Raw genomic sequence first — 14579 nt, forward strand, 5'->3', positions numbered from 1 at the left:
AATCAAAGAGAGTTTATCGATTTTCCTGATTTTACGAGCGCATAACAAAAACACTTCGTAAGCGTCATAAATATTTTCAGACGACCTTTTGTATATCTGCCCTTAAGATGTCTGAATATGCTCTTGAAGAATCAAGCTTCCAAGTTTTTACGCCACAACACCAACAGTTTGCCGATATGTTGAACCAGTTGCGCATCAACGGCGTCACACAACGCATTGCAAATTTCAACGCGCTCGGCACGGTCGTCGCCGAATACACGGACTTTGATTAACTCATGCGCCGTCAAGGCAGCATCGGTTTCCTTGATAACGGATTCGGTCAAACCTTGCTGTCCCACCATTACAACGGGATGAAGGTGATGCGCGCGGGCTTTCAATTCCAAAATTTCTTTAGTGCTTAATTTATTGTCAGTCATGTTCTAGTGCTTGAAAAGAAAGAATAATGCGGCATTGTACGCGATTTGGCGCAATCTCGGGGGAAAATAACGTACAATACGGCGTTTCTCTAAATCATTAAATATATTATGGCAGTACGTTCCAAATCATCCAAAGCCTGGCTTCACGAACACGTCAACGACCATTACGTCCACATGGCGCAAAAAGACGGCTATCGCGCCCGCGCCGCATACAAACTGCTGGGAATCAACGAAAAAGACAAATTAATCAAACCCGGCACGGTTTTGGCGGATTTAGGCAGCGCGCCGGGAAGCTGGTCGCAAGTCGCGGCAAAACTGGTCGGCAATTCAGGACGCGTGTTCGCATTGGATATCCTTCCTATGGATGAAATAGAAGGTGTCTCATTTATTCAAGGCGACTTCAGGGAAGACGAGGTATTGGCGCAATTTGAGACCCTTCTAGACTCCCGTCCGCTAGACCTTGTAATTTGCGATATGGCACCCAATATGTCGGGTAACGCCGTAACCGACCAAGCACGCAGCTTTTACTTGTGCGAACTGGCTTTGGACTTTGCAGTCAATCACTTAAAAACGGGCGGCAGCTTTTTGGTGAAAGTATTTCAAGGAGCGGGCTATCAGGAATATATGGCAGCCATGCGCGAAATTTTCGGAACAGTGCAGACGCGCAAGCCCGAAGCATCACGCAATCGTTCCAGTGAGATTTATTTATTAGGGAAAAATAAACGCTGACAATACAGACAGCGTGTTTTAAAATCTTCCTTTCGTTTATCTTAATATCATGGAGTCTGGCTAAGTGGGGAATACCTTTAAGTCAATCCTGCTATGGGTTGCTTTGTGCGTCGGTTTGATGGCCGCGTTCAACGCACTGACCAGCAAGCAGGAAAACAAGCAGCAAATCGAATACTCTCAATTTATCCAACAGGTAAACAACGGTGAAGTGAGCAACGTCAAAATCGAAGGCTCCGCTATCATCGGTTATCTGATTAAAGGCGAACGCACCGACAAAACCACTTTCTTTACCAATGCGCCTTTAGATGATAGTTTGGTCAAAACACTTCTTGACAACAAAGTCCGTGTCAACGTTATACCTGAAGAAAAACCGAGTATCCTTACCAGCCTGTTTTTCAGCCTGCTACCGGTAATGCTGTTGATTGGCGCATGGTTCTACTTCATGCGTATGCAGAGTGGTGGCGGCGGCAAAGGCGGCGCATTCTCTTTCGGTAAAAGCCGCGCCCGCCTAATGGACAAAGAAACCAATAAAGTTACCTTTGCCGATGTTGCCGGTTGTGATGAAGTAAAAGAAGAAGTACAAGAAATCGTTGATTATCTGAAATCCCCCAACCGCTATCAAAGTTTGGGTGGCCGCGTTCCGCACGGCATTTTGCTGGCAGGCAGCCCGGGTACCGGTAAAACTTTGCTGGCAAAAGCCATCGCAGGCGAAGCCGGTGTGCCGTTCTTCAGCATTTCAGGCTCCGACTTTGTTGAAATGTTCGTCGGCGTCGGTGCAAGCCGCGTGCGCGATATGTTTGAACAAGCGAAGAAAAACGCCCCTTGTATCATTTTCATTGACGAAATCGATGCTGTCGGCCGTCAACGTGGTGCCGGCTTGGGCGGTAGCAACGACGAACGCGAACAAACCTTGAACCAGCTTTTGGTCGAAATGGACGGCTTTGAAAGCAATCATACCGTTATCGTCATTGCCGCAACCAACCGTCCCGACGTACTGGATCCGGCATTGCAACGTCCCGGCCGCTTCGACCGTCAGGTTGTTGTTCCGCTGCCCGATATCCGCGGTCGCGAGCAAATCCTGAAAGTCCATGCGAAAAAAGTACCTTTGGACGAATCCGTAGATTTGACATCATTGGCACGCGGCACACCCGGCTTCTCCGGTGCGGATTTGGCCAACTTGGTCAATGAAGCCGCCCTGTTTGCAGGACGCCGCAACAAAATCAAAGTCGACCAAAGCGATTTTGAAGATGCTAAAGACAAAATCTATATGGGTCCCGAACGCCGCAGCATGGTGATGCACGAAGACGAAAAACGTGCGACTGCCTACCATGAAGCAGGTCATGCGATTGTTGCCGAAAGCCTGCCGTTTACCGACCCGGTTCACAAAGTGACCATCATGCCGCGTGGTCGTGCGCTCGGTTTGACTTGGCAGCTCCCCGAACGCGACCGTATCAGCATGTATAAAGACCAAATGCTGAGCCAATTGTCGATTCTGTTTGGCGGACGCATTGCCGAAGACATCTTCGTCGGCCGTATTTCTACCGGCGCATCCAACGATTTCGAACGTGCCACCCAAATGGCGCGCGAGATGGTTACCCGTTACGGCATGAGCGATAAAATGGGCGTGATGGTTTATACGGAAAACGAAGACGAAGTATTCTTAGGACGCAGCATTACCCGTTCTCAAAATATTTCCGAAAAAACCCAACAAGACATCGACGCAGAAATTCGCCGCATCTTGGACGAGCAGTATCAAGTAGCCTACAAAATCCTTGATGAAAACCGCGACAAGATGGAAATCATGTGTAAAGCCTTGATGGATTGGGAAACCATAGACCGCGATCAAGTGCTGGAAATTATGGCAGGCAAGCAACCCAGCCCGCCTAAAGACTACAGTCACAATCTGCGTCAGGACAATCCGGAACAACCTGAAACCGAGGCGGTAGCTCAAACTCCGGAAGCAGTCAGTCAGCATGAACCCGCTTCCACAGAAACCGTTCAAGAGCCATCAGATAAAGCCCAAGAGTTATCTGACAAACCGGAAGACCAAGCTTAATCGCACAAGAAAAAACGGCAGCCTAAAAGCTGCCGTTTTTATTATTTGAACCGCCCTATTTCTATGGTTGAACTCATTATAGTGGATTAAATTTAAATCAGGACAAGGAGACGAAGCCGCAGACAGTACAGATAGTACGGCAAGGCGAGGCAACGACGTACTGGTTTAAATTTAATCCACCATAATTAAATCCAAGAGAACACAGCAGCAAAGCTGCAAGCCATAAAATACAGCCAAACCAAAACCTTTTTCATATCCAAGCTCCCCACCGTTTTTAGACGACCTCTGCTATGATTACGCCTTCTGTCTGTACTTCCCTCCTTTTATCATGCCCGCCAACGCCTCCATTCCAGCCTTCGATCCCCTAAGCATCCCCATAACAGGTACCAATCTGATTGAAGCCTCTGCCGGTACGGGCAAAACCTACGGCATTGCGGCTTTGTTCACGCGTTTGGTCGTGCTTGAGCAGATGCCGGTCGAAAGTATTTTGACCGTTACTTTTACCAAAGCGGCGACGGCGGAATTAAAAACCCGTTTGCGCGCGCGTTTGGACGAAGTATTGCAAGCCTTAGAAAGCGTGGAGGATACGGACAATCTTTCAGACGACCTCGCAGCATATTGCCGAGACAATCATCCGGGCGATGTGTTTCTGACCGGTTTGCTCAAACAGGCATTGGCTCAAGAAAGTCGGGCGCGGCTGATTGTCCGCCTCAAAGCCGCCATCGGACAATTCGACAACGCCGCGATTTATACCATTCACGGCTTCTGCCAACGCATTTTGCGCGATTATGCGTTTTTGTGCCGCGCGCCTATGGATGTCGAGCTGACCGAAGACAGCCGCGACCGCCTGCTGATTCCCGCTCAGGATTTTTGGCGCGACCGCATCGTCAATCATCCCGTTTTGGCGAAGCTGGTATTCCAACGCCGCCAAACGCCGCAAACCATGCTGGCTGCAATACAAAAGTTCGTCAGCCGTCCGTATTTGGTTTTCAGACGACCCGAAGCAGACTTGGTCGCGGCGCAGGAAAACTTTCGGAAAACATGGGAAAAAGTGCGTTCCAAACTGGATGCTTTGGAAGAAACATTCTGGCGCATCCGTCCGATATTAAATGGTCAATCCTATCAAGAAAAAACATTCAAAACCGTCTTTCTCGAACTCCAATCCGCCTCCCAATCCGATGCCCTTCCTTCTTTTAGCAAAACGACGGCAGAAAAGCTGCCCATGTTTGCCGTAGAAGCTTTAGAGTCCAAAGTCAAAAAAGGCAATACTCCCGATGCTGCCGCCTTTGCCGATTTGCAGATATTGGCGAATCTCGGCGCAGATTCGGCTGCCATTGCGCAAGCCGAAGAAGAGACGCTTACCCTGCTCCACCTCGACCTGCTCGACCATCTTAATGCCAGTCTGAGCGAGCAGAAAAAATCCAAACGCGAACGCGGTTTCGACGATTTGCTGCTGGATGTTTATGACGCCCTGACCGACAACCCGCAGGCCGATTCACTGGCTCAGGCGGTAGCGCAAAACTGGCGCATCGCTTTGATTGACGAATTTCAAGACACCGATCCGCTGCAATACGAGATTTTCCGAAAAATCTTCATCAGCCAAAACAAACCCTTATTCCTAGTCGGCGACCCGAAACAAGCGATTTACAGCTTTCGCGGCGCCGACATTTACGCCTATCTGCAAGCCGCAGCCGACGCGCAACACAGCTACACGTTAGCGACCAATTACCGCAGCCATGCCAAGCTGATCAACGGTATAGGCGCATTGTTCCGCTGCAAAAACCGCCCTTTCGTCTTGGACGGCATAGACTATACCGAAGTCGGTGCCGCACGTTCCGAAAGTCGGCTTTCGCCGCCACGCACCGCCATACAGATACGCTGGCTCAACGGCAAAGACGACGAAGTGCTCAACAAAGATATCTTGCGCCGCCGTGCATCCGAATATTGCGCCGACGAAATCGCCCACACGCTCAACGAAGCTGCCGAAGGTCGTCTGAAAATCAAAGACAGACCGGTCGTTTCGGGCGACATTGCCGTCTTGGTCAGAACGTTTAACGAAGGCGTAATGCTGGCAAAATCGTTGAAAACGCGCGGCATACAAAGCGTTTTGCTGTCGCGGGAATCGGTTTTCACCACGCCCGAAGCCCTCGCTCTTGCCGCACTATTGGATTATTGGCTCAATCCCGGACAAATCGGCTCGTTACGCTTCGTCTTGTCCGGCACATTGTTCGGTTATGACGCGCAAGCCCTGTATCAACTCAACCGCAACGAAGCCGAATTATTAAACTGGATAAACACTGCTGCCGAATCCGTTGCCATTTGGCGGAAAAGTGGGATTTATGCCGCGCTGCAATACTTCTCCTCGCTGCACGGCATCGAAACCGGACTGCTTGCACGCGGCGACGAGCGCGGCCTTACCAATTTCCATCAGCTTTTAGAGTGCCTCTCCGAAGAAGAGGGACAAAGCCTCAGCCCTGCCGCCCTGCATCAATGGCTTAACGACCAAATCAGTCTGGCGCAAGACCGCTCTGTCGGCGAATCAGGACTGTTACGGCTTGAAAGCGACGAAGCACTGGTCAAAATCGTGACCATGCATGCCTCCAAAGGTTTGCAATATCCTTTGGTCTATTGCCCTTTCGTTTGGGACGCGAAAGACATGAAGCCCGCCGATTGGCAAATCCTCCACACCACCGACCACACCACGCAACTGCTTGCCAAATCGCAACTCAATGATGAAGACCGCATCCACCTTGCCGACGAAGAAATGGCAGAACGCCTGCGCCTGCTGTACGTCGCACTGACCCGCGCCGAAGAGCAGCTCGTCCTCTATGCCGCCCATTGCGGCGATACCGCCGATTCCCCTTTCGCCTACCTGCTTGAAGGCAGCGCCGACAGCAATCGGGCGGATACCCGCCAAGCCTATGACCAAGAACGCAAAGCAAACAAAGCCCTAGGCGAGCTGCAAATGCTGAAAAACAACTGGCTGCGTTTCCTCAAAAATTCCCCCGAACATACCGACTTCAGCTTTTCCGAAGACGCGCCGCAACCCGCTGCCGCGCAAAACCGCCATCTTTCAGACGACCTCTATCAAGCCGCCGTTATCCCCGCCCGCGGATTTCAGTTTATCCGCCATACCAGCTTTACCGGCCTCAGCCGCCAAGTCAAAACCCGAGACGACGAACGCGAAGAATTACAACCCGCACTCGACCCCGCAGAAACCGCCGCTGAAACAGAAAGGTCGTCTGAAACCGCCCTCCCCGTTTCAGACGACCTCCCAAACACCGACATCCACCATTTCCCGCGCGGCGCCAATGCCGGCGTCTGCCTGCATGAAATGTTGGAGAAATTCGACTTTGCTCAAAGCGCCGAAAGCCAAAGCAGCCTGATAGCCGAAACCTTGACCCGCTACGGCTTCGACCCGCTCTGGACAGATGCCGTCAAACAAATGCTCGACACCTGTCGCAAAACGTGCCTTGTTGCACAAAGCCTGTCTGAAATCCCACCCGAGCGCCGCCTTCCGGAAATGGGATTCACCCTCTACACCGAAGACTTCAAACTCCATGACCTGCGCCGCTGGTTTGCTCGCGAAAACAGTTCCCTGCCGCCGGAATGTATCGAAGCCGCAGAAAGATTGGATTTCCAAGACGTACAAGGTTTTCTCAACGGCTTCATCGACATGGTCTGCCAAGATTCAGACGACCTCGTGTGCATCATTGATTACAAATCCAACCATCTGGGCGACAACGCCGAAGCCTATACGCAACAAGCCATGAACGAAGCCGTAGCAGACCACCACTACTACCTGCAAGCGCTCATCTACGCCATCGCCGTAGCCCGCTATTTCAAACTGCGCGGCAAACCGTTACCCAAAATCGCCATCCGATACCTCTTCCTGCGCGGATTGGATGGCACGGACAACGGCGTCTGGCAATGGAACCTGGATACCGAATCCTTGGCGCAATGGCTGTAAATGGAATGAAAAAGGTCGTCTGAAAATATACGCATAAGTGTGAACTGCACCCCAAAAGTTGGACATCCCCCCTCCAACTCACAAGGTGCAGTTTTTTTATGAGCAAATATACATTACACTTCAAATACCAAGCCGTACTCCACTACCTGCATATACGCAGCCAACAGCGTACCGCAGACCACTACGGCATTTCCCGAACCCACCTGAGACGATGGATACGCGCCTATCAAGAAGGCGGCATCGGCGCACTCGAACATCCACAATCCAAAACCATGACCGAACACCGCAAAAACCCCTTCATCGCCGACAAACCCGACCACGAAAAAACACAGGCGGAGCTTATCGAAGAGTTGTGCTATATGCGCGCAGAGGTTGCCTACCTAAAGGAGTTAAAAGCCCTCAGCCAAAAGCAGACCGAAAAGGACAAAGCCAAACCGTCCAAACACTGAGGGCGCAACACCCGCTCAAATACCTGCTGCACATCGCGAACCTGCCCAAAAGCAGCTTTTACTACCACCATCAAGACCGGCCCGACCCCGATGAAGCCGACAAAGCCCTCCTTGTCGAAACCTACAAACGGCATAAAGGACGCTACGGGCAAAGGCGCATTGCCGCAGCATTGGATTGGAACCGCAAAAAAGCGGCGCGGTTGATGACGCAGATGGGGCTGAAAGCCAAAATACGGGCGAAAAAAGCCTACCGCCATCCCGCCATGGGCGAAATATCGGAACACCTCCTCAAACGCCGGTTCAAAGCCCGAAAGCCCAACGAAAAATGGCTGACCGACGTGACCGAACTCAAAGGAAAGGACGGCAAACTGTACCTCTCGCCAATCTTGGACTTGTTCAACCGAGAAATCGTCGCCTACGCCATGAGCCGCAGAGCCGACAGCGAAATGGTGAAGGAAATGCTCGAAAAAGCCGCACCCCGTCTGACTGATAAAGGAACGATGCTTCATTCCGACCAAGGTGTGCTGTACCGTACGGCGGGGTATAGGGAATTGCTTGCACAACGTTCCATGGTTCAAAGCATGTCGCGTAAGGCGAACTGTTGGGACAATGCGCCGATGGAAAGCTTCTTTGCGGTATTGAAGACGGAGTGTTTCTACCGTGCAGGGGAATTGACGGTGGACGAATTGATGAAACAGATAGATGACTATATGGATTACTACAACCGGGAGCGTTGCAGTCTGAAATTGAAAAAGCTGAGTCCTGTCGCATACAGAACCCAGCTTGCACAGAGCGCCTGAAAAGGCTTTTATGAGTGTCCAAGATTTGGGGGCCAGTTCAGTGTTTTCAGACGACCTTTGCTTGGCGTTTTCATGGAATAAACCATTACCTGCTTACTATAGTGGATTAAATTTAAATCAGGACAAGGCGAGGCAACGCTGTACTGGTTTAAAGTTAATCCACTATATCTGCTGCTTACCAGCCTTGTCCTGTACTACGTTTCATCCACAAACAAAAAGGTCGTCTGAAATGGTTTCAGACGACCTGAGAAACTCAAATTATTTGCCTGCTGCTTTTTGCAGAAGAGCGTACAACTCGTCTTTCAGTTTCAATTTAGCTTTTTTCAGCTCTTCGATTTCTTCAGCACCGCTGGTAACAGGGTTGTTTACCAAACCGGTAATTTTGTCATCCAGCTCGTTATGCTCGTCAAACAATCGTGCAAAATGCGCATCTTCTTGTTTTAATTTTGAAATTAAATCGCGATATTCTGGAAACATTTTGTTTTCCTCTTTCGTTGATATGGATAAAACGGCGCAATGCCAAGAAACTGATGGAAATCTCTATAGTTTCATTATAACAAAGCTATCGCTTTTATTCAGCCTTTTTTATCAGGCTGAGTCTGAGCGATATCAAACCCATTCGTTCGTAGAACAGCTTTTAAATATTCGTGTTTTGACACAATATAAAGAAAGTAACAAGACATTATTTTCTCAATATTTATCAATACACTGCTAAAACCCGATTAAGCCGGCAATCCAAATATAGTGGATTAAATTTAAATCAGGACGGCGTTGCCTCGCCTTAGCTCAAAGAGAACGATTCTCTAAGGTGCTGAAGCACCAAGTGAATCGGTTCCGTACTATCTGTACTGTCTGCGGCTTCGTCGCCTTGTCCTGATTTAAAGTTAATCCACTATATAATGGGTTTCAACAATACGTTAACTATAAAAAGTCGTCTGAACTAAGAAAAGCTTTTTTTCAGACGACCTTTCGAATGACTCTCGGGATGCGTTATCAATAAAGTGAAAGTTTAACAAAGGCCGTCTGAACAACATAATAATTTCAGACGACCTATTCTCTTCCCATTATTCAAATAAAACGTCTATTCCGTCTTCGCCCAACTCCAATTTTGCATGTTCAGGCATATGCCCTGCGGTTTGCTGCCATTGCAAAAAGCTTTGCGCGATGGCAGGCATGACTTGGCGGTTGAGCAAATGGTCGATATTGCGTGCGCCGCTGTCGCCGGTAGTGCAAGAATCAGCCAGAAGCGCTGCAAAATCTTCGCTGTAACTGAGGCGTGTTTGATGGGCTTCGTACAGTCGGTCAGCAATTTTGTCCAGCTTCAGTCTGACGATTTGAGCCAATGCCTCTTTTTCCAACGGACGATAAGGAACAACCTGCATACGCGCCAACAGCGCGGCTTGGAAATGGTCTGTCAGTATCGGACGAATCGCTTCTGCCAACTCTTCCAGACTGAATTCAGGCGTTTCATCGGTTTCAACAGGTTCGTCTGAAACGCAGGCGTTTTCAGACGAGCCATCCGGCATTTGTGCAGAAAGTTCGACTTCAGTGTCCACAATCTGCTCTTGCGCGTTTTGCTCTTTACCTTCTTCTGCAACAGCTTCTTCGGTTTCTTCAGGCTCTTGCGGTTGCAGCAATTGGGTCAATTCGTTCGCACCCAAATTTGACGTCATCAGGATAACGGTATTTTTGAAATCGATTTCCCGACCTTCACCGTCACGCATCATGCCTTTGTCGAAGACTTGGTAGAAAAGGTTGAGAATGTCTTTATGAGCTTTCTCAACTTCATCCAATAATACGACGCTGTAAGGTTTTTGACGTACTGCTTCGGTCAAAACGCCGCCTTCGCCATAACCGACATAACCCGGAGGCGAACCTTTGAGTTGGGAAACGGTATGTGCTTCGCGGTATTCGGATAGGTTGATGGTAATCAGCGATTTTTCGCCGCCGAACAGCGCATCTGCCAAAGCCAGCGCCGTTTCTGTTTTGCCTACGCCGGACGGACCGCTCAACAGGAATACACCCAATGGAGAATCGTTGGTTTTCAAACCGGCTTTAGCGGCTCTCAAACTTTGCGCGATAGCATGAATAGCTTCACTTTGCCCAACCACGCGTTTCTCAAGCAGGCTTTCCAGTTGCAGCAGGTTTGCCAGTTCGTCTTTGAGGACGCTGCCTGCGGGGACACCTGTCCAATCGGCGATAATATCGGCGATCACGGTCTCATCAACGCTGGTGAAAATCAACGGTTTGCCCGCGACAACGGCATCAAGTTGCTGCTGTTTCTCGGTCAGGCTGTGTTGCGCGGCTTGTCGCGCTTCAGAAGTCAATTCTGTATTCTTGGCAGTTTCCATCAAGGATTGGATTTCATCCGCCAATTGTTTTTCTTCCTGATATCGGCGGTTCATTTCTTCGCGCTCTTCATTCAATTGGGCAATCTCTTGCTCAACTTGTCGAATGTTATCTTGCTGCGAAGCATTCAGACGACCTAATTGCTTATCGGCATCCAATGCTTCCAGCTCGCGTTGCAGTGAAGAAATTTGGGCATCCATCAAACCGAAAATATGAGGCACGGTATCCAAACTCATGCGGACGCGTGCGGCTGCCGTATCCAACAAATCTACGGCTTTGTCCGGCAGTTGGCGGCCTGTAATGTATTTTCGGGAAAGTTGTACGGCTGCGATGACGGCGGAGTCTTGAATATGGACTTTATGGTAAGCGGCATAACGTTGTTTCAAACCGCGGAGCATTGTGAACGCAGCCTCATCATCGGGTTCGTCAACCTTGACCATTTGGAAACGGCGTTCCAATGCGGCGTCTTTTTCAAAGTATTGTTTGTATTCGCTCCAGGTTGTCGCTGCGATGGTACGCAATTCACCCCGCGCCAAAGCCGGTTTTAAGAGGTTGGCTGCATCCGCGCCGCCCGCGCTGTTTCCGGCACCGATTAACGTATGTGCTTCGTCGATGAATAATAAAACGGGTTCTTCAGAATTTTGAACGGCCTCGATAACATTGCGCAGGCGTTGTTCAAATTCGCCTTTCACCCCTGCACCCGCTTGCAGAAGACCTAAGTCCAACACCAATACTTGGGTGTTTTCCAATATCTTAGGCACCTCGCCCGAAGCGATTTTCAATGCCAGACCTTCTACCAATGCAGTTTTACCGACACCCGGCTCGCCAACCAAAATAGGGTTGTTCTTACGGCGACGCGATAAAATATCCATCATTTGACGGATTTCAGTTTCACGTCCAAATACAGGGTCAATACCGCCCTGAGCGGCTTTTTCAGTCAAATTGACGGTAAAACGTGCAAGCGTATCGTTTTGTCCTGCTGTAGCGGTTTGTTGGGGTTTAGATTCCGCTGAAACTGTATGCTGACCTTCTTCTGAAGCCGGCTGCGCAAATGTATTATTCTCACCTTCGATAGAAACTTCGTCCAACCAAGTTTTCAGACGACCTATCTGTGTTTCAGTCAGGCTTAATAAGGGCCATGCTTCCTGCGTCATCAGACGGTAAGGAGATTTCAGCAATGCCTGATATAGGAAAGCCGAACGGATTTCAGATGCACCTTCGTCACTTGCCAACAACCATGCATCCGACAATAAACTAATCAATGATTTAGACAAAGAAGGATTACCACGAACATTGCGTGGAAGTTTGTCCATCGTACTCAACAAAGGATTCCAAATATTTTCTAAATCAATTTCGTAACGCCTCAATAAGGCATTAACGTCTCCATCCCCTAGTTCGAGCAATTTGATAAATAAATGGTCAACCGTAATTTCGGCATGACCTCGTGTTTGACATAAGCCGGCTGCAGCTTCCATCGCCTGCTGACAATGCGTGTTCAGACGACGTAATAATAATGCTTGATCATGTGCAGACATTTGATATCCCTGATGTAAAAATGTGTTATAAAAAAGTGCTACCTTTATCAGGCAGCACTTTATGTGGATTATTAAGCGCGGCTTTCGTTCCAGCTGTCGGAATGAATGATGTTTCCGTCTTTATAAGTCCAAGTGATTTTTTCGTAACGCAATTCAACGCGTTCCAAGTGATTGTAACGTTCGCGAGCAGGATCTTTGATGTTGTGCATTACAGGACCCACTGCTACAACTTTAACGTTGTCCAGTTTGGTATTGAAATACTCTTTCTCTTGACCGGAAGCGTCAATTTGGTACCACTTGATTTCTACTTCTTTCAAAGTTTGACCAGTTGTTACTGCTTTGTACAGGTATGGTGAAGAAGCATCGTATTCTTTGAACAATACGATAGGTTCGTGAACGCGAGTACCTGTCAGTTTGCCGGTATTGGCATCCGTAGGAATACGGACATTGTGCAGAAACTCAACGATTTCAACGCTGTCTTCGCGACCATTGACGTCAACAGAACCTTTAATAACGGAACCGCCATCGTCTTTCAACCACATATAAGCAGGAATTGCCATATTTTTACTCCTTAGTTTTATTGAAAACGCCTTAAGTTGTGAGGCTTAAAGCAACTTGTGCTGCATTAAATTTACTGTTTTACAGACGGAATCAGTATGATCTCAACCCTACGGTTTTTGGCCTTACCTTCTTCCGTCTGATTATCTGCAATAGGCTTGGTATCACCCAATCCTTTAACCTCAAACCGACTCTCCGGAACATTAGAAGAGATAACCAACCAATCTTTGACCGATTGAGCACGCTTTTCTGATAATTGCTGATTAGAAACAGGATTTCCAACATTATCAGTATGTCCTTCAACTAAAATTCGTGTATCAGGATGTGACTCAATTGCTTTTAATGCACCAATCAATGCTTTATTGGCATTATTTTTTAGTTCAAACTGACCTGTTTCAAACAAAGCCAAGCTGTCTAAAGTAATAACTACAGGTTTCACAGGTTCCGGTTTTATCGGTTTTGGAGGTGGAGGATCTTTCGGCATTAAGGCTTTTAACTTTGGAATATATAAATCCGCACGATATAACCCTAATCCTAAATGTGCTGGTACACCCTCATCACGGTATTTCTCAAGCAATTGCAAATCCTGCTTTAGCAATACCAAATGTTGTTGCCGCTCATTTGAATTTGCCTCAGACCGAACATTTTCTATATGCCGGCTGATTTGTTCTATTAAACGGCTATTGTTTTTCATAGAGAAAAACGAAGCAGATAAAAAACCTAATGCACAAACAGATAATACTTTAAAAAGTATATCAATAGCATGATTTTTATGATAAACGGTATATTTATCTGACAATTCGGTATGAATATATTGAAATTGATTACCTTGATAATTATTAAAAGAATGGATTAACCCTTGTGTATTCTTAGAAATATAAGTTGCCCATACTGATTTGGCTTGGCAGTCTCCATCGTCAACTACGCTTAAGCTGCGTACATCGACATATTCCCACCCCCCGTCTGTACGATTCAACAATTGCTCTTCGACGCAATTGAGTGCCTCGATCAGCCATATGTATTGACAACCGTTTGATTGTTTATTTTGCCGTAAAAACTCAATAGACAAACTTTCTTTAAAATCAGTAAAAAACTGATTAATATTTAATACATTCCATCTGCCCTGTGTTTTTAAGGCAAAAAATAGCTCTCTTTTATCTGAAGACTCTTTGAAAAGAAAGGGGGCACGAATAACAAAACTTACAGGTATAGATATACCCATCTTTTTTTGCAAAAACAATATATTGCGCAACCACCCCCGCATAACCATAGATACATCGGCATTTATGGCGGGAGACAACACCAGCTCTATGCTAAGTGAGATTTGTTTACGGGCTATATTCTGAAGCAGATTCCAAACTACAGTGTATAAATGTTCTGGATTAAAAATATTTATATATACTGTGTCATCATACCTCTCGACTAAATTCGACATCTTCACTGCAGAATCAGGCATACGTAAAACGTAACGCCCAGTAAATCCAGTATTATTTAATTCTGTCGCAATTTGCTGCCAAACTTCTGAACCAATACTGATATTTTCCTTGTTCTTACGCTGCCTGATTAACCAAGCACAAAATATAGCAACAATTGACAAAGCTAGAATACCGCCTTTCAGCATCCAACTAGCTTGCCAATATATTGCCAATACATAAAACAGTATAAGCTCAACTACTATAAAAATAATGAAAGACGAGAGCTTTTGATAAGTCATTAT

Annotated in this window: 10 protein-coding genes and 2 pseudogenes; 6 read left to right on the plus strand and 6 right to left on the minus strand. The window is 47.6% G+C overall.

What is annotated here, in order from left to right:
* Nucleotides 1-131 precede the first annotated feature (131 nt).
* Nucleotides 132-416 carry a ribosome assembly RNA-binding protein YhbY gene (gene yhbY, locus ACMYUL_RS01080; protein ID WP_003743108.1) on the minus strand — a complete coding sequence of 95 codons (285 nt, stop codon included), beginning with the start codon at nt 414-416 and terminating at the stop codon, nt 132-134.
* Nucleotides 417-524: 108 nt separating this feature from the next.
* Here yhbY and ACMYUL_RS01085 point away from each other — a divergent pair, with 108 nt between their 5' ends.
* The 6 genes and pseudogenes from ACMYUL_RS01085 to ACMYUL_RS01110 all read left to right on the plus strand — a co-directional run bounded on the left by ACMYUL_RS01085 (nt 525) and on the right by ACMYUL_RS01110 (nt 8420).
* A complete protein-coding gene (locus ACMYUL_RS01085) occupies nt 525-1145 on the plus strand; it encodes an RlmE family RNA methyltransferase (protein ID WP_415771633.1) in 621 nt (206 codons plus the stop codon).
* A gap of 64 nt (nt 1146-1209) precedes the next feature.
* Nucleotides 1210-3201: an ATP-dependent zinc metalloprotease FtsH gene (gene ftsH, locus ACMYUL_RS01090; protein ID WP_342032080.1), complete on the plus strand. Its 1992-nt coding sequence runs from the start codon at nt 1210-1212 to the stop codon at nt 3199-3201.
* Nucleotides 3202-3272: 71 nt separating this feature from the next.
* A pseudogene (locus ACMYUL_RS01095) lies at nt 3273-3380 on the plus strand (IS5/IS1182 family transposase); the annotation flags it as partial.
* A 149-nt stretch (nt 3381-3529) separates the two neighbouring features.
* A complete protein-coding gene (gene recB, locus ACMYUL_RS01100) occupies nt 3530-7171 on the plus strand; it encodes an exodeoxyribonuclease V subunit beta (RefSeq protein ID WP_070513972.1) in 3642 nt (1213 codons plus the stop codon).
* Between the two features lie 98 nt (nt 7172-7269).
* On the plus strand, nt 7270-7620 hold the full coding sequence (locus ACMYUL_RS01105; RefSeq protein WP_234396225.1) for a helix-turn-helix domain-containing protein: 351 nt from the start codon (nt 7270-7272) through the stop codon (nt 7618-7620).
* Entirely contained in the window at nt 7524-8420 is an 897-nt protein-coding gene (locus ACMYUL_RS01110; RefSeq protein ID WP_415770610.1) for an IS3 family transposase, read from the plus strand. The genes ACMYUL_RS01105 and ACMYUL_RS01110 overlap by 97 nt, the downstream gene beginning before the upstream one ends.
* 258 nt (nt 8421-8678) lie before the next feature.
* On the opposite strand, the gene ACMYUL_RS01115 is transcribed toward ACMYUL_RS01110, so the two are convergent.
* The 5 genes and pseudogenes from ACMYUL_RS01115 to ACMYUL_RS01135 form a co-directional block, all read right to left on the minus strand.
* A complete protein-coding gene (locus tag ACMYUL_RS01115; RefSeq protein WP_003685475.1) occupies nt 8679-8897 on the minus strand; it encodes a YdcH family protein in 219 nt (72 codons plus the stop codon).
* Nucleotides 8898-9254: 357 nt separating this feature from the next.
* Nucleotides 9255-9317 (minus strand): annotated as a pseudogene (locus tag ACMYUL_RS01120) (transposase); the annotation flags it as partial.
* Between the two features lie 167 nt (nt 9318-9484).
* Complete coding sequence (gene tssH, locus ACMYUL_RS01125; protein WP_070513970.1) at nt 9485-12304, minus strand: type VI secretion system ATPase TssH; 2820 nt, start codon at nt 12302-12304, stop codon at nt 9485-9487.
* 71 nt (nt 12305-12375) lie between these two features.
* Nucleotides 12376-12864: an Hcp family type VI secretion system effector gene (locus ACMYUL_RS01130; RefSeq protein WP_003760091.1), complete on the minus strand. Its 489-nt coding sequence runs from the start codon at nt 12862-12864 to the stop codon at nt 12376-12378.
* Between the two features lie 71 nt (nt 12865-12935).
* Nucleotides 12936-14576, minus strand: coding sequence for an OmpA family protein (locus ACMYUL_RS01135; RefSeq protein WP_070513968.1), 1641 nt, complete (start codon nt 14574-14576; stop codon nt 12936-12938).
* Between the last annotated feature and the right edge of the window lie 3 nt (nt 14577-14579).

The sequence above is a fragment of the Neisseria sp. CP9 genome (assembly GCF_047758525.1).
GTDB lineage: Bacteria > Pseudomonadota > Gammaproteobacteria > Burkholderiales > Neisseriaceae > Neisseria.